Origin of the sequence: Thalassospira lucentensis (assembly GCF_032921865.1) — a bacterium.
Taxonomy (GTDB): Bacteria; Pseudomonadota; Alphaproteobacteria; order Rhodospirillales; family Thalassospiraceae; genus Thalassospira; species Thalassospira lucentensis_A.
The window spans coordinates 2,003,625-2,026,995 of sequence record NZ_CP136684.1 but is presented as its reverse complement, the minus strand read 5'-3'; the positions used below and the strand labels follow the sequence as shown (position 1 = coordinate 2,026,995).

The following is a 23,371-nucleotide window of genomic DNA, read 5'->3' as shown; positions in this document are numbered from 1 at the left end:
TCTGAACCGCCACACTCCATTCATTGAATCGATTCATTCTTGCACGCACCGATTGCACAACAGCCTATGCGTTTGTCCGTTTGCACCCTGGTGTTGACGGTTTTCCCGGCAATCTCGAATTGCTGACTTCAAGCCGCCCTGACCGGGGCGGCTTTTTTCAGAGCCCCCCAAACTCATCGACCGCGCACCTTGTTTTCCGGCGCGGTATGACGGAATGTCAGATTAATCCGCGGTCTGATCTGGCGCGCGGTTTTGGGGATCTGATGTAACCAGTGATGCTGTGTCGCGCCCCGCATGATCAACAATGAATTATGCGGCAGATCGACACTGACCCGGTCCCCGGTTTTCTTGTGCCGGAAATGGAACCGCCGTTCCTCGCCAAATGACAGGCTGGCAATCACCGGATTTTCGCCCAGCACATCCTCGTCATCGGCATGCCACGAAACACTGTCGCGCCCGTCACGATAATGGTTCAGAAGAACCGTGTTAAACGACGCACCGGATTTTTCTTCCGCCAAATCGCGAAGTGGGGCGACGATTTTCGGAAATGGCGATGCCGGGTGATAAACACCGCTATAACGATAGGCCACATCGCCATACCATGCCGTCAATCGCGGCACGGCAATCTCGCGCCCCATCAGCTTGGCAATTTCCTGCTGCCAGACAATGCCGCTTAACAGCCGTTCAAACGCGCGATCCGCATCACTTGCCGCCATGACCTCACGCAGCAGCAATGCCTCCCCGTCAAAGGGCAGCAGATTGCGTGGTGGTTCGTTGGCAAACAAATCGCCCGTCATTTTCTTCCCCGGTTCAAGATACCCAAGACCTAGGACGAACCGTCGATTAAAACAAGCAACAGCTTATGGAAATCGGCGTTAATACAGACGCTTGTGTAATGAAGGTCTCTGCCGGAAGAACCCGCTAACCATTATTCATGTCAATCCCGGCCTTGTCGGCATAACGTTCAACATCTTCAACGCTCAGCCCGACGGCGGAATAAAGATTGATGGTTTCGAGTTCCAGATCGGTTTCTGCATCCGCAAGGTCCTGTTGGGACTGCGTCAGGGTGCGCTGCGAATCAAGCACATCAAGGAAGTTTGAAAGCCCCTGAACGTACCGGACACGGGACTGTTCAAACGCCTGACGATGATAGCGCACCGACGAAATCAGGGAATCGCGTTGCTGAACCGCCCCGACATATCCGTAAATCGCACTTTCAACATCCTGAATGGCGACCAGAAGCGTCTGCTGATAGCTGTAAAATGCCTGCTGCGCCTGTTGTTCGGCAACATCAATATCGGCCTGTCGTGCCCCACCATCATAAAGCGTCGCATCAATCACCGCCCCGATGGCGGCCATCGCGGTACGGACAATCGGCCCCGTGCCATATCCCGTGGCTCCAAGCGCGAGTGACCCGTCCAGCGTCAATTCGGGATAAAGATCAGCCGTCTGAACACCAATTTCCGACGTAGCGGAAATCAATGAAAGCTCCGCTGCGCGGACATCGGGGCGACGGCGCAAAAGATCGGCCGGAATACCAATCGGCGGCGCACTGTCAAATTCCGGCAGCGGCTGCACATCCACCAGACGGTCGCGATAGGTCCCTGGCTGCGCGCCCAGAAGGATGGCAATCGCGTTGATCGACCGGTCAATATCGGTCTGCAATGTCGGCAATGTCGCCTCGATATCGGAAACCTCGGCACGGGCACGCGAAAGATCAAGCTCGGACGCCAGCCCCGTCTGCATCCGGACCTGCACGATATTGCTGGTCTGGCGTTGCAGATCGAGCGAACTGCGCAGCAATTCCTGACGCTTCTGCGTACCGCGCAGCTCGATATAGTTGCGCACGATATCGGCAATCACCGTCAGATAAACGTCCTCGCGCAGGTAAACCTGTTCCAGATAATCCGCCAGCGCGACTTCGTCCTCGCGCTGCTGCCCGCCCCAGACATCCGCCGTCCATGAAAAATCGATGCCGGCCCCAAATCCGAGGTCCGTCGTCTGATCGCCGCGTTCGCGCGATGATGTGCCGCGTTCGGCATCGCCATTAACACTGGCACCGACCTCGATGCCATTTGCCCCCGATACCCCGCGCGCCACAGCACGGGCTTCCTCGATCCGGCTGGCCGCGATCCGCAAGTCAAGGTTATTGGCAAGACCAAGCGCGATCAGATCGCGCAAAACCGGATCACTGGTGCTTTCCCACCAACGGCCATGATCGGCCTGATTGGCCGCAATCACCGGCACCGGCGGGGTATAGGCCCCGACAAGATCAAATTTCGGCGCAACATAATCCGGACCGACCGTCTGGCAGGCCGAAAGTCCGATCAGAAGCGGCAGGGCACAACAGATTGAAAGACGTTTTACAGACATTCTAGCTGGTACTTCCTTCAATCTCGCCCTTGTCAGGAATGCTTTCCGCAGATCGCAACTGGCTTTGCAGTTTCTTGCCCCCATCGGCACGGGCCGAAACCAGCGGCGCCAGCAGAAGGTAAAGAACCGGTGTCAGGAACAGGGTAAAGACCGTCGCAAAACCAAGCCCGCCAAAAACGACCCAGCCAATCGCCGCACGCGCCTCGGCCCCGGCCCCGGTGCCAAGCACAAGCGGCAACCCGCCAAGCACGGTCGAAATCATCGTCATCATGATCGGCCGCAGGCGAATCATCGCCGCATCATGAACCGCTTCGCGCACGGATTTCCCGGCATCGCGCAACTGATCGGCAAATTCCACCACCAGAATGCCGTTCTTGGCCATAAGCCCGACCAGCATCACCAACCCGATCTGGCTATAGATATTGATCGATGTGCCGCTAAGGCCCAGCGCATAAATTGCCGCTGCCAACCCGAACGGAACGGTCAGGACAACCACAAGGGCCGACATGAAGCTTTCGAACTGCGCGGCAAGCACCAGCAACACGACAAGCACCGCAATCAGGAACGTGATCTGCACATCATGCGACGTTTCGCCAAGTGTCGCCGCATCGCCAAGGAACAGGACGCTCATGCCCGGCGGCAGCACCCTGTCTGCAACCTCGTCAATATCGACAACCGCCTGCTGCAGGGTATAACCCGGCGCAAGATTGCCCGAAATCTTGACCGCACGCTGCTGCCCTTCGCGTTCAAGTTCGGATGCAACCGCTTCTTCGGTCAGGCTGATGACCGATGACAGCGGTAAAATACGACCCTCGCCATTGCTGACAAACAGGTTCTCAAGATCGGATGGGTCATTGATGCTGCCCGCACTGCTGCGCAGCTTCACCGGGATGTTTTCATCATCCACCGTGATCTCGGTAACTTCATATCCCTCGATCATCGTGCGAAGGGTCGTATCAAGGCTTTCAATCGGAATGCCAAGGTCAAAGGCGCGCTGCCGATCAATATTCACCAACAATTGCGGCTGGGTCGTTTGATAGGAAACCCGAAGACCGACAAACTGCGGATAATTCGCCTCAAGCTCCTGCTGCATGGCGCGCGCATTTGCCGCCAGCGTGCGGTAATTCGTCCCCGTCAGGGCAAATTCAAATCCCTCGCCGGTACCACCACGCAAACCAAGGCTGTTGGGCTGATAGACAAAGGCCTGAACACCGGGCAATGCCTCAAGACTTCCGCGGATCGAATTGCTGATATTCTGCTGGCTGCGGCTGCGCTCGTTCCACGGCACCAGTGGTGCAATCACAAGCGCACGGTTCGGATCCCAAAGCCCGACAATGGTATAGATGTTATAGGCATCACCGGCCTCCACAATCGGACGCAGGATGTTTTCAACCGTTTCGACCTGCCGGTCCATGTAATCGATGCCAACCCCGTCCGGCCCGCGCAGCGATACAAGAATACGCCCGCGATCCTCGTCGGGCAGAAGTTCCTGTGTGACCGTGTTATAGACCCCAAATGCCAGCACCCCGGCAAAGATCGACACGATCAGGGTAATCAGCGGGAACCGCAAAACCCATTCCAGAATGTATTTGTAAACACCCGAACAATAGAGGCCGATCCGTTCAAGGAAGTTGGGCTTGGCATCCTTTTGCCCGTCATGCGGGTCGATATGCTTTAACCGCGACGCCAGCATCGGGCACAGTGACAGGGCAACAAACGAAGACACCGCAACCGAAAATGCCAGCACGAACCCAAATTCCCGGAAAAGGCGGCCTGCCGTGCTTGGCAAAAACGAAATCGGCACAAACACCGATACCAGCGTCAGTGTGGTGGCAATCACCGCAAAAAACACCTGCCGCGTCCCCAGAACTGCGGCCGCCATCGATCCCAATCCCTGATGACGGCGGCGCTGGATGTTTTCCAGCACCACAATCGCATCATCAACAATCATCCCCGTCGCCAGAACAAGCGCCAGCAACGTCAGGATATTGATCGAAAAGCCCATCATCCAGATCGCGGCCACCGTCCCGACAAGCGCAATTGGAATGGTCACCGTCGGGATCAGTGTCGCGGTAAAGGACCGCAGGAAAAGATACAGAACCCCGATCACGATAATGATCGCCAGCGCCAGACTGTTCAGAACTTCCCAAAGCGCGCCTTCGATAAACACCGCATCGTCCGAGTTCACGAACACGTCGATATCGTCGTACTGACTGTTCAGCCGTTCGGCCACCTCGCGAATGCCATCCGATATCGCAATCGTGTTTGACTGCGCCTGCCTGACAACGCCAAGCCCGATCACGGTCCGGCCATCAAGGCGCACATAGGATGTCGCATCATCGGGCCCGTAATAGACATCCGCTACATCACCCAGCCGCACCTGATTGCGGATGAACATCTGTTTGACGTCCTCGACCTCCCAGACCGACGCATCCGCCCGGACAAAAAGCTTCTGATCGCTGGAATCAAAACTGCCGGCGGGAATGTCGAACTTGGCGGTTCTCAAAACATCGGCAACGTCCTGAACCGAAAAGCCGTAACTGGCCAGTCGCAGCGGATCGACCCGGACATGCAGAACCTTTTCGCGTTCGCCATTGATCGTGATTTCGGCCACACCGGGCACGGAAAGCAGCGCCGGGCTGATCTGGTCATCAACGATATTGGCGAGCTCTTCCTCGGTCAGCCGATTGCTGACCACCGCAAGCCGCATGATCGCACTGGCATCCGCATCGGCCTTGACCACGCGGACATCCTCGACCTCGTCGGGAAGGGTTCTTGATGCGCGGCTGACCGCCTCGCGAATGTCATTGGCCGCATCATTGATTTCAATATCGGGATAAAATTCGACGCGAACCCGCGACGTGCCTTCTTCGCTGTTTGAACTGATGCGTTTGACACCACTGACGCGCGACGCTGCCCCTTCAAGAAGGCTTGTGACCTCGGCATCAACCGTTTCGGGCGAGGCCCCGTCATAGGTCGCATAAACCGTGACCGTCGGCTGATCAACGTTGGGCAGCTCGCGGATTTCAACACCCAGCATGGCGGCAAGACCCGCCAGAATGATCAAAAGCGACACCACGGAAATAAGAACGGGGCGACGGATGCTGAGTGACGCCAGATCATTCTGGTTTTCGTTCTGATTCCCGTCCTGCATGTTACGACCCTTCGCCGGTGCCGTTGCGCTGGGCAACACCGGTTTCATCGCCGCTGCGAATGGTCGCCGCCACATCTCGGCCCGGCCGCAGGCGCAGCACGCCTTCGACCACCACCAGATCACCCTTGGCAATCGGCCCGTCAAGCAGGATGCGTCCCTGTGTCCGCTTTACGACACGGACCGGAACCCGTTCGACCTTGTCATCCTTGATCCGCCAGACATAGGTGCCACCATCGCCCCACAAAACCGAAATTTCCGGAACCGACGGATAAGTCTGGCCTTCGATATCGACATAAACAGCAAAGGACATCCCCGAAAGAAGTCTTCCGGTCGGGTTGGGAATACGCGCGCGGACATTGAATGTGCGGCTTTCGGGATCAATACGGCTGGCGATTGAATCAACCGTCCCCTCAAACCATTCCCCCGGCAGGCTCCAGGTTTCCACCCGAAGCGACTGCCCGATTTTCACATTGTCAAACCGGGTTTCGGAAACTTCAAAATCGACCAGAACGCTTTCGACATTATCAAGTGTCGCGATCAATGTGGAACTGTCCACACGGTCGCCCGGCTCCACCTGCGGAATACCAACCGTGCCATTGAACGGTGCCAGAATGGTGCGGTCCGCAAGGTCAACCTCGGCCTGATCCAGCCGAATGCGCGCCTCGGCAAGGGCGGTGCGTGCCGCATCCACCTCGCTTGCCGATACCGCGCCAAGCGGACGGGCCTGCTCGTACCGGTCCAGAAGCTGGCTTGCATCCTTGACCTGCACCGATGCCAGATCACGCGCCAGCCGTTCCCGATCGGAATCAAGGATCAAAAGAACCTGCCCGCGTGAAACCGTTTCACCGGCATGAAAAAGAACATCACTGACTTCGCCTGAAACTGCCGGATAGATCGAAACGCCCAGTGTCGACCGACCAGTTCCGACCGCCTCGACAACCGTCTTTTCTTCCATGATGCTGGCATATTCGGCAATCACCGGCAGGGCCGGGTTGCCCGAACGGCTCGCGCCATCGCCCCCGGCAACGCTTCCTGCCCCGACAAAAGGCAACATCCCTTTGTCATAGGCAAACCAGCCGCCACCGACCGCGGCAATAACCAACAGAAATACGACTAGCCTACCTGTGCGTGACATCGAATGCCCGTTCTCGTGTGTTCTGGAATCATGCAAAGACATCGCTGAAAATGTCTTAAAGTCAGTATCATAGACCTTACGTTAGTTCCCCGAAGGCAGCGACCGGAAAATTGTATCAGAAATGTCGCAACTTGTACTCATCAGGTAATAGGTTCAATCCGCCGATCCGGATCACCCGCACAGCCCCAGAAGCACAAAAGCCCGTGCAATGCTGCACAGGCTTATGGCTGGTTAAATGACCAAAATCAGCAAAAAAAGCCGGATCAGGCAGCCCCGCGAATATATTGCGCCGGGAAATCAACAAGATTGGACGCCTCGTCCATCTCGCCATCATCCCCATCAGCACGACTTTCATCACTCGCGGCGGATTCCACCGCCCGGTCAAGCGACCCGGAAAGCTCGGTCACATTACGATCAACCTCGTCCGCCCGACGTGTCAGATCGATGCTCAGTTTCCGCGTCACCTCGATATCGCGCGATACCTCGTGGATGGCATTGCTGACATGAAGCGCCGCATCACTGGCCGATGCAATCGCAAGGCTGATTTCCTCGGTCTCGCGGCGCTGATGTTCAACATCACCTGCCACTTCTTCGGAAATCGACATCATGTCGCGCACGGTCACACCGACATCTTCCATCGACCGAACACAACGATCCGTCACATTGCCCATCGCACTGACATGGGCTGTGATCTGCTCGGTTGCCTGCGCGGTTTGACCTGCAAGATTCTTGACCTCGGCCGCGACCACGGCAAAGCCTTTGCCCGCTTCACCCGCGCGTGCCGCCTCGATGGTCGCGTTAAGCGCCAGAAGGTTGGTCTGCCCCGCAATCCCGCGGATCAGATCGACAATCTGCTCAATGCTGGTCGCCACTTCGCGAAGGTCATCGACCGCCTCGGCGGATTGCTGGGTCGATCCCACCGCGTTCTGGGCAATGGCGCGCTGCCGGTCAACCCGGTTAGCAATCGACCCGATGGCATCGGAAAGCCGCGTTGCCGCCTCGCTGATCGAATGGGCGTGCGACTGGCTTTGTTCGGCCGCATTGGTCGCCATTTCGGTCTGGCCGGTCACACGTTCGGCAGCGGCGGCAACCTCGCCCACCGCTTCGCGCATCCGGGTCACCTGATGGGTGACGGATTGCACAAGACCTGCGGTTTCGCCTTCAATGGTTTCGGCCATCGCCCCCAGCGATGCGCGGCGTTTTTCTTCTTCCTCGCGCTGAAGGGCAATGCGTTCCTCGGCCATCTGTTCGATCTTAAGCGCATTTTCGCGGAAGATCGCCACGGTTCGCGACATCGCACCAAATTCATCACCTCGATTGAAATCGACCAGATCGATATCGGTGTTGTTTTCGCTTAACCGTGTCATATCGCCATTCACCCGGCGCAACGGACGCAGGATGCTAAGCGCAATCGTAATCGCCAGACCAAACGCGATCAGCGCACCGATCCCGGCCACCACCATATTGGTGATCGCCTTGTTTTCGGATTCACCATGTGCTGCCTCGACCAGCATGTTCTGGCCCGCCACGGCTTCCTCGCGGATATTCTGGGTGATCGCCTGCACTTCGCGGACGGCTGACTTGAAATCATCCATTGATTGGCGGAAGCCACCGATCGACCCCTCAAGCTGGTTCGCCCCCTGCTTCAACAGGTCATTGTCGCGCACCGCATAGGAAAACAGCTTCTTGTCCGCGCGTTTCAACCCATCGACCGAATTTTTGATTTCTTCCTGAAGGTCGGTCAGGGTCGAGGTTTCCGTGCGTGCCGCATCAAGTGATTCCGGGGTGCGCAGGATCGCATATTGCAGGCTGTTGACGATGGCACTGAGGTTCGCCGAACCAAGCTTGTCGGCATATTTTTCGGCAAGTGCCGGATCGCGTTTGGTGATGAAATCAACCAGTTCGCCCGCCGATTTGCCAAGCTGATGGGCTCCAAGAAGCATGGTATCGGACGCCGCCGTCAGGTTTTCCGCCCGCAGGACAAGCGGCTCAAGCGTTGCGATATATTCCGCATTAAGGCTCTCAAGCGCGTCGGCCTTTTCGCTGTCACCCTCGGCACGAAGCTGATTGATCAGCGCCGCACCGCTGGCTTCGGCACTTTCACGGATGGTCGAAATACCTTCGCGATCCATCGGGTCAACCGTCTGCGCAAACAGAAGAACCTGGTTCGACAGACGTTCAAGCTTCAATGCATATTCGTTTGCAAGCCCGACAAGCTGGGTGCTTTTTGCAATACGGTCGGCATGCCCGCCAAAGCCCAGCAGATACCAGGATGACAGGGCGCTTAACCCTAGCAGCATGACGACAAGCACAAGAAAGCCCGCAAAAATGCGATAGCCAATGCGAATACGGTCGAGAAACATGGGATCTCCAATGATCCGGAATGTGGGACATTTCCGCGATCAATAACCCGGCTTTCGCGTCGTTTTTGTAACAGTTAGATGAAATCCCCATTTGTCTATTCAAATTCGCACAGATGAGGACGTTCGAATGTTCATTCGAACATTTGCTGCGTTGCAAAATAAGCCAACCGAACCCGACTTATACCATTGCACAAGCCGGCCCTATGCGTATGTCAGAGGCCATAAACGGCAGAATCCGTGACCTGTTTATCGATTCGCACGTAAGGCACGCGGCCCCGAAAAACCACGCGATTAAACAGCAAGAATATGCAAGCCGAACGGCAACCGAGTGATTATACTTGCCCCATGGCCAATGCAGTTCGACATAATCCTGCGCGCCGCGCACCGGTATCCGACCGCCATCGGGAAATCGCCCGCCACTGGCGCGCGGCGGACGGTATTGATTTGTTCGAAGCCGACTACAAACGCTTTTCCTTTCCCAAACACAGCCATGATTATTATGCGTTCGGCACCATCCTGAACGGAGCCGAACAATTCATGACCGGCGGCACCAACTATGTCGCCCGGCGGGGTCAGTTGCTGATGATGAACCCGATGCAGGTCCATGACGGCGGCCCGGCATCCGATGACGGTTACCAGTATCAGATCATGTTTATCGCGCCCGAAATCTTTGGCGATCTGGTGGCTGAACTGTCCCCCAACAGCACCGGTCTGCCGTTTTTTGGCAATCATGTGGTCGATGACCCGGAACTGCATCTGCAACTGCAATCCCTGCACCGCATGTTCCGACCTGATCTTCACCAGACGACCGGCCAGCTCGAACGCGACAGCCAGCTTTTATACAGTGCCGCGCGGCTTGCGCTCCGCCATGCCGATGCACCGCCCTTTTCCTATCAACCGGGCTCCGAAGACAAACGTGTGCGCGCCGTCATCGACTATATGGCCGACCATCTTGATGCCAATATATCGCTCGATGAACTGGCAAGCCTGACCGGGCTAAGCCGATTTCACCTGCTGCGCGTTTTCCGTCACGCCACCGGATTGCCACCGCATACCTATTTCAATCACATGCGCCTGCGCCGGGCAAAACGCATGCTGTTTGACGGCTTTGGCATAGCCGATGTCGCGGCGGCCACCGGCTATGCCGATCAAAGCCACCTGAACCGGCATTTCAAAACCATGTGGGGAGTCAGCCCCGGCGCCTTCATCGCAGGCCTTGCCCCGGCGGCCAAAAAATCCCGCTAGGCCCTGCTTCACCCGGGAACCGACCCAGCCACGATTGCGAAATAGCAATATCGTCCAATATTCCTGTTTGGAACTGTCTTAAATTACGGGCAGGCTCCTCGCCCACCACCAGTCGCCGCCCGTCGCCACCAGCGATCAAAATGAAAAGACTGAAACGGAAACGCACAAGATGTCTCGCCCCCAATCCGCCCCGACCCGGCATTTTGATGCCGACACCATAAGACGCGGTGCCATCGCCTGTCTGCCCCTGTTGCCCAGCACCATGATCTTTGGTGCAGTGCTGGGCGTGCTTGCCACCCAGCGCGGCCTGTCGCTGGGTGAACTTCTGTTCATGAGCCTCACGGTCTTTGCCGGATCGGCACAGTTTGTGTCTGTCGATCTGTGGCGCGAAACCATCCCTGCTGCCACCATCATTGTCGCAACGGCGGTGATCAATCTGCGCTATGTCCTGATCGGCGCATCCCTGCGCCCGGTGTTTCGTGGCCGTCCGCTCTGGGTCAAAATCTGTGGCATGCATATGGTGGCCGATGAAAACTGGGCCGTCACCATGACGCAGGAAAACCTTGCCAATCCGGGCTTCCTGCTCGGTGGCGGGATTTTCCTTGGCATTGTCTGGGCGACGGGCAACACCATCGGCTATCTGCTGGGCGGGGGCATACCCGACCCGAATGTCTACGCGCTTGATTTCGCCTTTACCGCGGTCTTTGCCGCACTCACGGTCGGCATGTGGAAGGGCCGGGTTGATCTTCTGCCGTGGCTGGCGGCTGCCATCGGATCTCTGATCGGGCATTACACCTTGCCCGGCACATGGTCGATCCTTGCCGGGGCCGGGGCCGGGGTTGTGGTTGCCGCCCTGACATGGCGCGAAGACATGGACGACACCGCACCCGAACCTGAAATAGCAGCAGATACCTTTGGCGCCCCCGAAGGCACCTATTCGACGGAGGCCGGCAAATGATGAGCTTCCCCGATCTGACCACTTTCAGCACCGCCTCGGTCCTGACCATTCTTGGCATGGCGATTGTCACTTATGGCATGCGCCTTGGCGGCCTTCTGATGGCCGACCGCCTGCCGCAACAGGGCCGCTGGGCGCATGTGCTTGAACGCCTGCCGGGCGCAGTTCTGATTTCCGTCTGGGTACCAAGTGCCCTGTCGGCGGGAGCAATCGGCATCGCCGGTGCCGCTGCCACCGTCATCACCATGATCTTCGTACGCAACCTGTTTGCCGCCATGGTCGCCGGTATGCTTCTTGTCGCGGCGGGGCGCTATTTCCTCGGCTGACCACACACAACAATAGACAAACAAAAAGGCCACCCGAAATTTTAAGGGCGGCTTTTTGTCATCCTGATCACGCCCCGCGTCGGGCAACAACCAAGCTATTCGCGGGCGGTCAGTGCTGCGCGGCCATTCAAAATTGCACTCCAAACAATCCGCCACCCGGTTGATCAGATAACCGGGTCTTCAGAATAAAATCGTCTAAATCGAAATCATCTGAAAAGTCTGCATCAAGTTCAGCTTCAACCTTCTGCAAGTCATCCGAGTTCATAGCCACTATATACTGCACGCCAAGCTCTTCACATTTTTGATGCGCCAATCGCAATGCCAATGCAATTTGACGAGCATCCACACCATCGAAGATATGACTATCGTGAACCAAGAAGCCTGGAAAGCGATCATTCTTTTTAGCCATCTCGACCAATAACCAGTCAAAGCAAAACACTTGCATGTGGTTCTTGCCGCCACTCTTTTTGCCTGCAATGTCTGTTTCTATTGAAAGACCGGCAATACCTCTTGATCGTCCAATGATAAGCTGCCCTGCATCATCATAAAGGGCTTGGGATGTCTCTGCAAAAATCTGTACTGCCGCTTTACGAGGTGCGGAGCGCTCCATTACATCTTGCTCTATTAAGTCAACAAGATCGTCAATTTCGCGCTTCAAACGCTTCTGGTCTTTAGCAACATTCTGAAATTTTGGGATTTGTTGTTGTAAATCAGCATGCTCAACCTCGAGAAAATTAAGTTCCGATTGCAGAAGACTTAATCTTTCAATCGCCACGCCAGAACGCAAAAGCGCTAGTTTTTCTGAAAGGGAAAGTTGCAAACGAGCAATTTCAGACCTGCGGAGTTCAATACGGTTCCGAGCATTTTCCAATTCCTTCTTCAAATGGATTTGCCGGTTCTTTGAAACCTGCCGATGAAACTGTTCGACTTGCTCAAACCGCTTTTGAACCTGATTGGGAAAGAAAATGCCAACCTGTTCGTACAGAGAACGCACATCACTGATATCTGAATCTTCTACTTCTACCAACGCAAGCTCAATGTCTTCACACAAATCCATATCTTCAAGATTGGCTTCGTTCATATCACGAATTTTGGCTGTCAGTTCGTTCGCCGATATCTCGTGACTACGGTATCCGTCAATCACCTTAGCCGATGCAACGTCTCTGCGTTTTACTTGAATCTCAGAATCTAGCAGGTCTGCGCGGGCCTGCATTTTCTTAAGGTCCAGTTCCCCATCGGTGAGGTAACCGCTTTTGATCATACTGCTGAGGGCATCCGCGTTTTTCTTTTCATCTTTTTTTAGTTGGAGTTTCTGCGGTAAATGCCAATCAAAACCCAACAAGTACGATAGACACACTTGACTATCCCAAGGTTTTTGGGAGGTGCTATTCAAAACAGGATCGGCAAACCCACCGTTTCTCTCCTTGCGAATGAAATAGGAAAGAAGCGCACCAAACTTCGGACTATATTTTTGTGACGTGATTTCTGAATTTAGACCGAACCAAGTTTGAGAAAGCTCAGATCGCAAATCTATCGCGGCGACCTCTCTCCCATTGACCAGCAGGAGATCACTAGCCTCTCCCGCTGTTTTCTCAATAGTTAGTTGTGAGCCACTGTTATCAAAAATCACTTCAAACTTATTGTTGATCAGTGAAGGGTTGTGAAAATCGTCTTCCTTGTTCCGCTTTTCTGCTACCAGAAAATGCAGTAGCTCAATGAAACTCGTCTTCCCGGTCCCATTTCGCGTACCACGCACTCCAGAGCTTTCATGCCTCTCAGCCAGCAGAATGTTAAGCCCCGGATTAAATTCCAGCGTCTTAAATGTGGAAAGTGAACTGGATAGCTTTATAATCATTGGTTCATTTTCTTTAAAACACCCTGCTCGAACCGAACAGCCCCAACAGAAAATAGAAAATCAACAACTAACAAGAACCAGTCAAAGTGGATGGTAGAAAGTTGTTTCTCTGTTCGAATCTGTTGCAGGTCATGGAACAATCGCGAGACTGTTTTATCATGATCCAGCAGGGCTAAAACGTCAGCACCAATGCCAATAATTGCATTTTCCGTCTTTACGTGCTTGGTCGGCATCAACATAGCGCGTCATCCGGGACATTTTCGAATATGTCACAAGCATCGAAGAAATACGCAAGTATTACATAAGCAGCCGCATCTACAGTCGGGGTTCCATCACCTCCGACAAATTTAAGCAATTTACCCAGAATCTCGTCCGGATAGTCACCCAGATCCTTAGCTTCTTCGTACTTCAGTCGCATTTGCTCTTGAAGTATGGAGACATTATTTGGATTGCTCATGCCCGACAAATACCGCCGAACAACGTCCACGTGAGAACGCGCCCGCTTGAGAACAAATTTAGCGTCAGGACTGAGCGAATTAAAATCTAACTTTTCCTCGTCAGGGACTTCACCAAAATCTAGCAAATCTACCTGGGCAGTTTTCCTGTGCCGCATGACTTGCCTAAGCAAGGGCCTAATATGTTCCATTGTTACAGCCATGAAATTCAAACTAGCTGATGGATATATGTCGATCAGTTGCTGAACCGTCAATTTGTCGTGAAAGTTATCTTTCAGAAATCTACGGGGTGACGGAGCAACTATATCTATAGCTGGAAATTGCTGCCTGAGGTTCTCTAAAACGTCACTTGCACTGGTTGGCAACCCTGCCTCGTTATTGTGCACTAGAACCCATTTCTTCAATTTGGGCCAAAATTTTGTAACGTCTGGAAAGCTATCCAAAATCTTTGTTTTAGCATTTTGTGCGAAGGTACTTGAGGACTCAGGAGCATAGCACTGAAAAACGGTTTCTTGAGAAATTAACCTACCGTCACTCTTCTTATCCCCATGCTTGCCACCAGCTTTGATTACCTCAAAGTCAGTACCATAAACGCACGCCGCCATTTTGGCGAACCACTCTTCGAACTCAGTCTGATTGTATTTACTGAATGCTAAGTCAAAATACTGATTGAAATCAGCCTTGTTCATGGCCCCACCAACCGCAAACCACCCCTGAATTGCAACCATAATTCCCAAAAAATAATACCAAAGCAACATTTGATTGCAGAATATTACAAATCAATCAATAACGCGGTAGCATATTGCAAAAATACTTGCAAAACCCAGAAGAGCCACAGCCGCCTCAGAGAAAGGCGGCTGTGGCTCTTGCAGGTTGAAGTTGTTCACGCCGCAACCATATTCTGTTCACGCGTCGCTTCGAATTTCAGGTTCGGCCAATCGCGTTGCGTGGTTTCAAGATGCCAGGCATTGCGCGCGATAAAGACCAGCGTTTCGTCGTGATCCTCGAACAGGGCTGACTGGTTGGCATCGCGGAATTTCTTGATTTCCAGCGGATCGTTGCCAATCACCCAGCGCGCGGCATAGGCCGGGGTCGGTTCGAAATGCACCTTGATGCCGTATTCGGCAGAAATGCGTTCTTTGAGAACCTCGAACTGAAGCTGTCCGACCACACCAACGATCCAGTCTGCGCCCATCATCGGCTTGAACACCTGTGATGCGCCTTCTTCGGCAAGCTGCTCCAGCGCGCGCTGAAGATGTTTGCCTTTCAGCGGATCATCAAGGCGTACCTTCTGCAGCAATTCCGGGGCAAAGGCCGGAACACCCCGGAAACGAAGGTCTTCACCCTCGGTCAGGGTATCACCGATGCGCAATGTGCCGTGGTTCGGAATGCCGATGATATCGCCCGGCCATGCTTCTTCAGCAATGTCGCGTTCATTGGCAAAGAACAGCATCGGGTTATGCACCGCCATCTGTTTGCCCGCACGCACATGCTTCAATTTCATGCCACGTTTGAAATGGCCGGAACACAGGCGGATGAAGGCAATGCGGTCGCGATGGTTGGGGTCGATATTGGCCTGCACCTTGAACACAAAGCCCGAAACCTTTGGCTCGGCTGCCTCGACCAGCCGCGTTGCCGCTTCCTGCGGGCGCGGGGTCGGCGCGATATCGCCAATACCGCGCAGCAATTCACGCACGCCAAAGTTATTGACCGCCGACCCAAAGAAAACCGGCGTCAGATGTCCCTCGCGATAGCTTTGCAAATCAAATGGCGGGCAGATTTCACGCACCATTTCGACTTCTTCACGAAGTTTTTCCAGAAGATAATCCGGGATCAGCTCATCAAGCTTCGGATCATCAAGTCCCTTGATCGGAATGGCTTCCTTGGCGACATTGCCGCCTTTTTCCATGAACAGAAGCTGATCATTGACCAGATCGTAACAGCCATGGAAATCACGGCCCGACCCGATCGGCCATGTCACCGGCGATACATCAAGGGCAAGATCCTGTTCGATCTGATCAATCAGTTCGAACGAATCACGTGCCTCACGGTCAAGCTTGTTAACAAAGGTCGTGATCGGCACGTCACGCAGGCGGCAGACCTCAAACAGCTTGCGCGTCTGGGCCTCGATCCCCTTCGCACCGTCAATCACCATGACGGCGGAATCAACCGCAGTCAGAACGCGGTAGGTATCTTCGGAAAAGTCTTCGTGGCCCGGCGTATCAAGCAGGTTGAAGATGTTTTTTTCGAACTCGAACGTCATGACGGCCGATGAAACCGAAATACCGCGATCCTGTTCGATCTTCATAAAGTCCGAACGCGCGCCACGCTGTTCCTTTTTCGCCTTCACCGCACCGGCCATCTGAATGGCACCCCCGAAAAGCAGCAGCTTTTCGGTCAGTGTCGTTTTACCCGCATCCGGGTGGGCAATGATGGCAAAGGTACGGCGACGCGATACCTGCTCGTCGATCGTCGGCATGGTTCATCCATTGATCATGATTTCGGGTTGGCGCGCACTGTACTGATTTTTACAGCTCGCGCCATCCCGAAATCGTCATATCGGGCATGAACGGACAAGAACGTCCGGTTTCATATCACAAGCTGGAACACCAGCCCCGCAACAAACGATCCGATCAGGGCATAGGCAAGATACAGGGCAAAAACCGGTTTCTTGACCAGCGCAAAAACCGCAATTGCCGCAGGCAGCGATGACACACCGCCTGCCACCAGAAACGCCATGCCAGCACCGGGTTGCATTCCCTGCCCGATCAATCCCCCGACCAGCGGAAGGGCGGCATAACCGTTCAAATAGGCAGGAACCCCGACAAATGTCGCAATCAGGATCGGCAGGATGCCATCCCCACCGACCGCAGCCGACACCGTTTCAGCCGGAACATAAATCAGCATCAGGCTTTCAAGCAAAAAGGCCAGAACCAGCCATTTGCCAAGAAACATCGCGGTTTTAATCCCGTCGCGGCGAAATTTCGTTACGCGGTCGCTTTCGCGCCAGAAAGCCCATACCGGCGGTTTGGGCGTGCGCATTTTGGCCCCGCCGCAACCGCCATTGCCCACACCATCGCGTAACGGATCGGTCAGGAATCCCATTCGCGACAACCACAATGTTGCAAACCCGCCCATAAGGCCGATCCCGATTGCAGCAATGGTCTTGCCGATGGCAAAATCCATCCCGATGGTGCCTGCGGTCAATGCAAACATCCCCGGATCAATCACCGGCGATGCCAGCCAGAACGCCATGACCGGCGCCAACGGCACCCCCATCGACAGCAAGGCAGCAATCAGCGGAATGACCCCGCAGGAACAAAACGGTGACAGCGCACCAAACGCGGATGCCATCAACACCATCGCAGCCGGCTGCCCGGTAAAGGCGCGCGCAATCAGGCTATCCGCCCCGGTCGCACCGGCCCATGCCGCAATCACAACAGATGCCATCAGGAACGGCGCAACCGACAGAAGCTGATCAATGGTAAAGCCGATACTCGGCCCAAGCTGATGAGGCACAAAAATGCCAATCGCCAGCAGGATCGCGCCAACGCTGATCCAGACACGGTCAAGGGTTTTGCCCGATCTGGCGACACGGCGCAGTGCCAGTGCAATTTCAGTCATATCTATATTCCTAGAATAATAGTTATGTTAGCTCAAAAAAAGAGGCGACTAGACCGCGTCCTCTTTTTCTTCGGCATCCACACCGATGCAACATTCCGCAACCAGCGCATCAAGCACGTCGCGAATCGCCACGACATCCGCATGATTGACCGTTTCGCGCCCGTGGCGTTCCTGCCAGACCAGACCGGCCTGCACCAGCGCACCAAGATGATGCGCCAATGTCGATGCCGGCAATCCGGTATGTCGGCCAATCTCGCCTATGTTCAGGCCCGTCGCACCAGCCCGCACCAGCAGGCGGAAAATCCGCAGCCGGGCAGAATGACCAAGGGCGGCAAACGCCATTGCAATATTGTCGGTGTCTCTCATGGGGAAAATGATATAACTATAAAACTAGTTTTGTCATCTTTTTTCTGAATTCCGGATCGGTAAAACGGATGTCGCAAACTTGTCATTTGACTTCGACACAATATGTCGATATTTCCCGACATATGGAAATAAATACAGCAATCAGCGCCCTTGGCGCACTGGCACAGGAACATCGTCTGGCAGCATTCAGGCTTCTGGTGCGCGTGGGCGAGGACGGCATGGCAGCAGGTGATCTCGCGCGCAGTCTTGCGGTCCCGCACAACACCATGTCGACCCATCTGTCGGTTCTGAGCCAGGCCGGACTGATCACGTCGCAACGCAATGGCCGGTCGATCATCTATCGGATCGTCCCAGATGTGATGCGCGATCTTCTGGGGTTTCTTGCCGATGATTGCTGTCAGGGCCGCCCTGAACTGTGCGGAATTACGGTTCCCGACAAAACATCGACCTCGACCTGTTGCTGAAACGCCAAACCGGCATAACCGGACGGAGACATCATTATGGCTGGCGGTACCTATAATATCCTCTTCCTGTGTCAGGGAAATTCGGCGCGTTCCATCATGGCCGAGGCCATCCTGAACCGCGAAGGCGCGGACCATTTCCATGGCTTTAGCGCCGGGGCGCATCCGCGCGGCCATCTGCATCCCTATACGATCGACCTTCTTGAAAGCCTCGGCCATGATCCGTCGGTCTTTTCATCCAAACCGATGGAAGTCTATTCCGGGCAGGACACGATCAAATTTGATTTCGTCTTCACGGTCTGCGACCAGACGGCAAAGGAAAGCTGCCCGATTTTCCCCGGCTCGCCGATGACAGCCCATTGGGGCGTGCCCGACCCGGCAGGTGCCACCGGTACCGAGGCCGAAATCCGCCTCGCCTTTGCCGATGCCTATCGCATGCTGCGCAACCGGATTTCGATTTTCACAAGCCTGCCTTTCGCGTCCCTTGACCGGATGTCACTGCAACGCAAACTCGACGATATCGGCAAAACCGGACTGCCAGAAAGCGAAAGTGCCTGAAGATGACGACCGAAACCGGCACCGCCCCGATGGGAATTTTTGAACGCTATCTGACGATCTGGGTTGCCGCCAGCATCATCGTCGGCATCGGCCTTGGCGAACTTTTCCCCGATATCTTTCAGATGATCGGCGGCCTGACGGCCTATGAAATCAATCTGCCGGTTACGGTTCTGATCTGGCTTATGATCGTACCGATGCTGATGAAGGTCGATTTTCATGCCCTGCACGAAGTCGGCCGCCAATGGCGCGGCATCGGTGTGACGCTCGGCGTCAACTGGCTGATCAAGCCATTTACCATGGCGGCCCTTGGCTGGCTGTTTATCGGCATCGTGTTTCGCCCGTTCCTGCCCGAAACCGAGATCGAAAGCTATATCGCCGGGCTGATCCTGCTAGGCGCCGCCCCCTGCACCGCGATGGTCTTTGTCTGGTCGCATCTGACACGCGGCGATGCGAATTTCACGCTAAGCCAGGTCGCGCTTAACGATACGGTGATGATTTTCGCCTTTGCGCCGATTGTCGCTTTGCTGCTGGGCATTTCCGCGATTACCGTGCCGTGGGAAACCCTGACGATTTCGGTGATTGCCTTTATCGTCATTCCGCTCCTCGCCGGTCAGGCGATCCGCAACCGCGTTTTGCAGGGTGGTGCTGATCGCCTGAAACGGTTCGAGGCAAAGCTGGCCCCGGTTTCCATGGCGGCCCTTCTGGCGACGCTCGTGCTGCTGTTTGCCTTTCAGGGCAAACAGATCATTGCCCAGCCTCTGATCATTGCCATGCTGGCCGTGCCGATCATTCTGCAAACCTATTTCATTGCCGCCATTGCCTATGGTGCGAACAAGTTTCTGGGCGTTGAACATCGCATTGCTGCCCCGTCGGCGATGATCGGGGCATCGAATTTCTTTGAACTGGCGGTCGCCACCGCGATTGGCCTGTTTGGTTTTTCATCGGGTGCGGCCCTTGCCACCGTTGTCGGCGTTCTGGTCGAAGTCCCTGTCATGCTCTCACTGGTGGCGATTGCCAACCGGTCGCGCCACTGGTTTCCGGCCCCTGATATCACCCGCATGCCGGAGACCTCGAAATGAGCAGCAAAATCCGTATCGGCATCAACGGCTTTGGCCGCATGGGTCGCCTTGCCCTGCGCGCGGGCTGGGGCCATCCCGACCTTGAATTTGTCCATATCAACGAAATCAGCGGCGGGGCAAAAACCGCCGCCCACCTGCTGGAATTCGATTCCGTACACGGGCGCTGGGATCATCCGGTGACCTGCATTGATGATGCGCTCGTCATTGATGGCCAAACCACCCTGACCTTTTCCGAAAATGCCACACCGGGCGATACCGACTGGGTCGGGCTGGGCTGCGACATCGTTCTGGAATGCACTGGCAAATTCAAAACCCCCGAAACGCTTCAGCCCTATTTTGATCAGGGCGTAAAAAAGGTCATCGTCGCCGCCCCGGTCAAGGAAGGCGCGCTTAACATTGTTTATGGCGTAAATGACGATCTTTATGATCCGGAGATCCATCACCTGCTGACCGCGGCAAGCTGCACGACAAACTGCCTTGCCCCGGTGGTCAGGGTCATCCACGAAAAACTCGGCATCGTGCATGGGTCGATCACCACCATCCATGATGTGACCAACACGCAAACCGTGGTTGACCTGCCGCACAAGGATCTGCGTCGCGCCCGGTCCAGCCTGCAATCGCTGATCCCCACCAGCACCGGCTCGGCCACCGCCATCACCATGATCTATCCAGAACTGACGGGAAAGCTGAACGGGATTGCCGTGCGCGTGCCGTTGCTCAACGCATCGCTGACCGATTGTGTGTTCGAGGTCGCCCGCGATACCGATGTCGAAACCGTCAATGACCTGCTGCGCACCGCATCGGAAACCTATCTTGCCGGGATTCTCGGATACGAGGAACGCCCGCTGGTCAGTTGCGATTATCTGAACGATCCCAGATCTTCGATCATTGATGCCGGATCAACCATGGTGATCGACAAACGGCAGGTCAAAATCCTCGCCTGGTATGACAATGAATGGGGCTATGTCTGCCGGATGGTTGATCTGGCGGCCAAGGTCGCGCAAAGCCTGTAGGGTTCTTTTTCATGTCATCCGCCATTCGCAACTATGCCCTTGTCACATCCGCCTATTGGGGTTTCACCCTGACGGACGGGGCTTTGCGCATGCTGGTTCTGCTGCATTTCAATGACCTTGGATATTCCGCTTTTGAAATCGCCCTTCTGTTTGTCCTTTATGAATGTGCCGGGGTCATCACCAATCTGGTCGGTGGCTGGCTGGCACAGGCGCGCGGCCTGCGCTTTACCCTGTTTGCCGGCCTGATCACCCAGATCGCGGCCCTTTCCGCCCTGTCCCTGACCAATGAAAACTGGCTGCCATGGATATCGGTTGCCTATGTCATGGGCCTGCAGGCCGCATCGGGTGTCGCCAAGGACCTGACCAAAATGTCGAGCAAGTCGGCGATCAGGGTTCTGGTACCCGAAAATGCAAACGGCGCGCTGTTTCGCTGGGTCGCCCTTCTGACCGGATCGAAAAACGCGCTTAAAGGGGCCGGGTTTTTCATGGGGGGCGCACTTCTGGCGTGGCTTGGCTTTGGCGGGGCGTTGCTTGCCATGGCAACCGGGCTGACCATCATCCTGATTGCGGTTGCCCTTTCCATCGGTCCCGAAATGGTTGCCCCCGCCAACAAGGCAAAACCGAAATTCCGCGAAGTCTTTTCCAAGGATCGCAAGATCAATGTGCTCTCGGCCGCCCGCATGTTCCTGTTCGGGTCGCGCGATATCTGGTTCGTCGTCGGGCTTCCGGTGTTTCTGGCGACGCACCTTGGATGGGGCCATATCGAGGTCGGCACCTATATGGCGCTTTGGGTGATCGGTTATGGCTTCATCCAGACGATTGCGCCCAAAATCCTGCGCGCGGGCACACGCACCCTCAATGGTACGCCGGATGGTCAAAGTGCGCGTCTGTGGATTTTCGCCCTGATCATCGTAACGGCGGGCATTGCGGCTGCCGTGCAGTTTGATATCTCTCCCGAAATCACCGTTCTGGGCGGCTTGATGATCTTCGGTCTGGTCTTTGCGGTCAATTCATCGCTGCATTCCTATCTGATCCTTGCCTATGCCGATGGCGACAGGGTCGCGATGAATGTCGGGTTCTATTACATGTCCAATGCCGTCGGGCGACTAACCGGCACCATCCTGTCGGGACTGGCCTATATGTATGGGGGTCTGGTCGGCTGTCTGGTGGTCTCGGCGGCGTTCCTTCTGATCGGCTGGATGATCAGTTTTGGCCTGCCAAAACACCAATCAGCAACGTCTTAGCGGCTGCATTAGAAAAAAGTTATCTCGCAGATGCGGGATAAATCGCTGAAAAGACTCAGTTTCCGATTTCACTTAAATTTAATCCGATAAAAAACAGTGACAAAACACAGGATGTAGGGGTACGATTCCAAAGTACGGTCAAGAACTCGACCGAAGGAGGGGTTCCCGAGTGACGCGAGAGCACGTTGTAAAACGGAATTTTTCGCCCCCCGGATCGCAGATGCAACATGCTGCTGCGAACGGCGGAGAACCCACCCGCCACTTCCATCGCAAGATGAAAATTGAATGCGCGCCTTTCCATGATGGAATGGCGCGTTTTGCTTTATTGGCACAATTGATGAGGTGACTTATGGGTAAGCGCGCAGCACGCCGTCGTAGCCGTCCGCAGCAGGCAGATACCAACGTTCACGAGCTGTTTGACGGTGACAAGTCAAACTGGCATCCCCTGAACGGTCAGGGTGACGCCCCCCAGAACGGCCAACGCGATCAAAGCTTCCGCCGCCACATTCGCCCCAAAAGCGAAAATCAGGCGGCCCTGATGGAAGCAATCGACGCCTTCAACCTCATCCTTGCACTCGGCCCGGCTGGAACCGGGAAAACTTTTATCGCAGTTTCCAAAGCCGTCGAAGCCCTTGATAACGGCGAAATCGGCCGCATCGTTCTGGCCCGTCCCGCGGTCGAGGCCGGGGAAAATATCGGCTTCCTGCCCGGCGACGTCGAAGCCAAAATGGCCCCCTACCTTCGCCCGCTTTATGACGCGCTCAATGACCGCCTCGGCGCCAAACGCCTGCGGCAGTATCTGTCGGACGGCACGATTGAAATCGCACCAATCGGCTATATGCGTGGCCGCACGCTCAACAATGCCTTCGTCGTGATCGACGAGGCGCAGAACTGCACCTATGGACAGCTCAAGATGCTGGTCACCCGCCTTGGCTGGAATTCCACCATGATCCTGACCGGCGACCCGGATCAGACCGACCTTCTGCCGGAAATGTCCGGTCTGTCTGAAATGTCGGACCGTCTTGAAAATGTCGAAGACATCGCCTGCGTCAAACTGGCGGATAAGGACATCGTCCGTCATCCGCTGGTCGCCAGCATGCTGACCGTCCTTTAACCTTTCGGCACGGCAAACTAAAAGAAGAAGGCGGGTCCGTCACCGGGCCCG

At 55.3% G+C, this 23,371-nt stretch carries 20 protein-coding genes; 9 read left to right on the top strand and 11 right to left on the bottom strand.

Going from position 1 to position 23,371, the window contains the following annotated elements:
* Window positions 1-173 precede the first annotated feature (173 nt).
* The 5 genes from R1T41_RS09950 to R1T41_RS09930 form a co-directional block, all read right to left on the bottom strand.
* Window positions 174-797 (bottom strand): alpha-ketoglutarate-dependent dioxygenase AlkB, encoded by a 624-nt coding sequence (locus R1T41_RS09950; RefSeq protein WP_317341432.1) that lies wholly within the window; start codon window positions 795-797, stop codon window positions 174-176.
* Between the two features lie 124 nt (window positions 798-921).
* A complete protein-coding gene (locus R1T41_RS09945) occupies window positions 922-2,373 on the bottom strand; it encodes an efflux transporter outer membrane subunit (protein ID WP_317341431.1) in 1,452 nt (483 codons plus the stop codon).
* Window position 2,374: 1 nt separating this feature from the next.
* The gene (locus tag R1T41_RS09940; RefSeq protein ID WP_317341430.1) at window positions 2,375-5,527 is read right to left on the bottom strand and encodes an efflux RND transporter permease subunit; all 3,153 of its coding nucleotides are present in this window, start codon (window positions 5,525-5,527) and stop codon (window positions 2,375-2,377) included.
* 1 nt (window position 5,528) lies between these two features.
* A complete protein-coding gene (locus R1T41_RS09935; protein ID WP_317341429.1) occupies window positions 5,529-6,662 on the bottom strand; it encodes an efflux RND transporter periplasmic adaptor subunit in 1,134 nt (377 codons plus the stop codon).
* Window positions 6,663-6,925: 263 nt separating this feature from the next.
* Window positions 6,926-9,025, bottom strand: a complete 2,100-nt coding sequence (locus R1T41_RS09930; protein ID WP_209221086.1) for a methyl-accepting chemotaxis protein — start codon at window positions 9,023-9,025, stop codon at window positions 6,926-6,928.
* A 345-nt stretch (window positions 9,026-9,370) separates the two neighbouring features.
* On the opposite strand from R1T41_RS09930, the gene R1T41_RS09925 reads away from it, so the two are divergent.
* From R1T41_RS09925 to R1T41_RS09915, 3 genes are all read left to right on the top strand, one after another.
* Window positions 9,371-10,270, top strand: coding sequence for an AraC family transcriptional regulator (locus R1T41_RS09925; protein WP_317341428.1), 900 nt, complete (start codon window positions 9,371-9,373; stop codon window positions 10,268-10,270).
* Between the two features lie 169 nt (window positions 10,271-10,439).
* The gene (locus R1T41_RS09920; RefSeq protein ID WP_097051336.1) at window positions 10,440-11,228 is read left to right on the top strand and encodes an AzlC family ABC transporter permease; all 789 of its coding nucleotides are present in this window, start codon (window positions 10,440-10,442) and stop codon (window positions 11,226-11,228) included.
* Complete coding sequence (locus R1T41_RS09915; RefSeq protein WP_062958820.1) at window positions 11,225-11,551, top strand: AzlD family protein; 327 nt, start codon at window positions 11,225-11,227, stop codon at window positions 11,549-11,551. The genes R1T41_RS09920 and R1T41_RS09915 overlap by 4 nt, the downstream gene beginning before the upstream one ends.
* A gap of 127 nt (window positions 11,552-11,678) precedes the next feature.
* On the opposite strand, the gene R1T41_RS09910 is transcribed toward R1T41_RS09915, so the two are convergent.
* From R1T41_RS09910 to R1T41_RS09885, 6 genes are all read right to left on the bottom strand, one after another.
* Window positions 11,679-13,406, bottom strand: coding sequence for a DUF2326 domain-containing protein (locus R1T41_RS09910; protein WP_317341427.1), 1,728 nt, complete (start codon window positions 13,404-13,406; stop codon window positions 11,679-11,681).
* Window positions 13,403-13,645, bottom strand: coding sequence for an ABC-three component system middle component 6 (locus R1T41_RS09905; RefSeq protein ID WP_037990477.1), 243 nt, complete (start codon window positions 13,643-13,645; stop codon window positions 13,403-13,405). The genes R1T41_RS09910 and R1T41_RS09905 overlap by 4 nt, the downstream gene beginning before the upstream one ends.
* Complete coding sequence (locus tag R1T41_RS09900) at window positions 13,639-14,589, bottom strand: ABC-three component system protein (RefSeq protein ID WP_317341426.1); 951 nt, start codon at window positions 14,587-14,589, stop codon at window positions 13,639-13,641. Before R1T41_RS09900 ends, R1T41_RS09905 begins: the two co-directional genes overlap by 7 nt.
* A 155-nt stretch (window positions 14,590-14,744) precedes the next feature.
* Window positions 14,745-16,340 carry a peptide chain release factor 3 gene (locus tag R1T41_RS09895; RefSeq protein WP_317341425.1) on the bottom strand — a complete coding sequence of 532 codons (1,596 nt, stop codon included), beginning with the start codon at window positions 16,338-16,340 and terminating at the stop codon, window positions 14,745-14,747.
* Between the two features lie 110 nt (window positions 16,341-16,450).
* Complete coding sequence (locus R1T41_RS09890) at window positions 16,451-17,485, bottom strand: permease (protein WP_317341424.1); 1,035 nt, start codon at window positions 17,483-17,485, stop codon at window positions 16,451-16,453.
* 48 nt (window positions 17,486-17,533) lie between these two features.
* Window positions 17,534-17,851, bottom strand: a complete 318-nt coding sequence (locus R1T41_RS09885) for an ArsR/SmtB family transcription factor (RefSeq protein WP_317341423.1) — start codon at window positions 17,849-17,851, stop codon at window positions 17,534-17,536.
* Between the two features lie 122 nt (window positions 17,852-17,973).
* On the opposite strand from R1T41_RS09885, the gene R1T41_RS09880 reads away from it, so the two are divergent.
* The 6 genes from R1T41_RS09880 (at window position 17,974) to R1T41_RS09855 (ending at window position 23,320) form a co-directional block, all read left to right on the top strand.
* A complete protein-coding gene (locus tag R1T41_RS09880) occupies window positions 17,974-18,315 on the top strand; it encodes a metalloregulator ArsR/SmtB family transcription factor (RefSeq protein ID WP_317341422.1) in 342 nt (113 codons plus the stop codon).
* Between the two features lie 36 nt (window positions 18,316-18,351).
* On the top strand, window positions 18,352-18,870 hold the full coding sequence (locus R1T41_RS09875) for an arsenate reductase ArsC (protein WP_317341421.1): 519 nt from the start codon (window positions 18,352-18,354) through the stop codon (window positions 18,868-18,870).
* 29 nt (window positions 18,871-18,899) lie between these two features.
* On the top strand, window positions 18,900-19,949 hold the full coding sequence (gene arsB, locus R1T41_RS09870; protein ID WP_411045561.1) for an ACR3 family arsenite efflux transporter: 1,050 nt from the start codon (window positions 18,900-18,902) through the stop codon (window positions 19,947-19,949).
* Window positions 19,946-20,962 (top strand): ArsJ-associated glyceraldehyde-3-phosphate dehydrogenase, encoded by a 1,017-nt coding sequence (locus R1T41_RS09865; RefSeq protein ID WP_317341419.1) that lies wholly within the window; start codon window positions 19,946-19,948, stop codon window positions 20,960-20,962. The genes arsB and R1T41_RS09865 overlap by 4 nt, the downstream gene beginning before the upstream one ends.
* 11 nt (window positions 20,963-20,973) lie before the next feature.
* The gene (gene arsJ / locus R1T41_RS09860) at window positions 20,974-22,206 is read left to right on the top strand and encodes an organoarsenical effux MFS transporter ArsJ (protein WP_317341418.1); all 1,233 of its coding nucleotides are present in this window, start codon (window positions 20,974-20,976) and stop codon (window positions 22,204-22,206) included.
* Between the two features lie 349 nt (window positions 22,207-22,555).
* Complete coding sequence (locus tag R1T41_RS09855) at window positions 22,556-23,320, top strand: PhoH family protein (RefSeq protein WP_062953226.1); 765 nt, start codon at window positions 22,556-22,558, stop codon at window positions 23,318-23,320.
* Window positions 23,321-23,371 lie beyond the last annotated feature (51 nt).

Coding starts and splice junctions, on each gene's coding strand:
- R1T41_RS09950 (WP_317341432.1), bottom strand. CDS start 797: ATGACGGGCGATTTGTTTGCCAACGAACCACCACGCAATCTGCTGCCC.
- R1T41_RS09885 (WP_317341423.1), bottom strand. CDS start 17,851: ATGAGAGACACCGACAATATTGCAATGGCGTTTGCCGCCCTTGGTCAT.
- R1T41_RS09945 (WP_317341431.1), bottom strand. CDS start 2,373: ATGTCTGTAAAACGTCTTTCAATCTGTTGTGCCCTGCCGCTTCTGATC.
- R1T41_RS09875 (WP_317341421.1), top strand. CDS start 18,352: ATGGCTGGCGGTACCTATAATATCCTCTTCCTGTGTCAGGGAAATTCG.
- R1T41_RS09935 (WP_317341429.1), bottom strand. CDS start 6,662: ATGTCACGCACAGGTAGGCTAGTCGTATTTCTGTTGGTTATTGCCGCG.
- R1T41_RS09905 (WP_037990477.1), bottom strand. CDS start 13,645: ATGTTGATGCCGACCAAGCACGTAAAGACGGAAAATGCAATTATTGGC.
- R1T41_RS09920 (WP_097051336.1), top strand. CDS start 10,440: ATGTCTCGCCCCCAATCCGCCCCGACCCGGCATTTTGATGCCGACACC.
- R1T41_RS09930 (WP_209221086.1), bottom strand. CDS start 9,025: ATGTTTCTCGACCGTATTCGCATTGGCTATCGCATTTTTGCGGGCTTT.
- R1T41_RS09855 (WP_062953226.1), top strand. CDS start 22,556: ATGGGTAAGCGCGCAGCACGCCGTCGTAGCCGTCCGCAGCAGGCAGAT.
- R1T41_RS09865 (WP_317341419.1), top strand. CDS start 19,946: ATGAGCAGCAAAATCCGTATCGGCATCAACGGCTTTGGCCGCATGGGT.
- R1T41_RS09880 (WP_317341422.1), top strand. CDS start 17,974: ATGGAAATAAATACAGCAATCAGCGCCCTTGGCGCACTGGCACAGGAA.
- R1T41_RS09915 (WP_062958820.1), top strand. CDS start 11,225: ATGATGAGCTTCCCCGATCTGACCACTTTCAGCACCGCCTCGGTCCTG.
- arsJ (WP_317341418.1), top strand. CDS start 20,974: ATGTCATCCGCCATTCGCAACTATGCCCTTGTCACATCCGCCTATTGG.
- arsB (WP_411045561.1), top strand. CDS start 18,900: ATGGGAATTTTTGAACGCTATCTGACGATCTGGGTTGCCGCCAGCATC.
- R1T41_RS09940 (WP_317341430.1), bottom strand. CDS start 5,527: ATGCAGGACGGGAATCAGAACGAAAACCAGAATGATCTGGCGTCACTC.
- R1T41_RS09895 (WP_317341425.1), bottom strand. CDS start 16,340: ATGCCGACGATCGACGAGCAGGTATCGCGTCGCCGTACCTTTGCCATC.
- R1T41_RS09900 (WP_317341426.1), bottom strand. CDS start 14,589: ATGGTTGCAATTCAGGGGTGGTTTGCGGTTGGTGGGGCCATGAACAAG.
- R1T41_RS09910 (WP_317341427.1), bottom strand. CDS start 13,406: ATGATTATAAAGCTATCCAGTTCACTTTCCACATTTAAGACGCTGGAA.
- R1T41_RS09890 (WP_317341424.1), bottom strand. CDS start 17,485: ATGACTGAAATTGCACTGGCACTGCGCCGTGTCGCCAGATCGGGCAAA.
- R1T41_RS09925 (WP_317341428.1), top strand. CDS start 9,371: ATGGCCAATGCAGTTCGACATAATCCTGCGCGCCGCGCACCGGTATCC.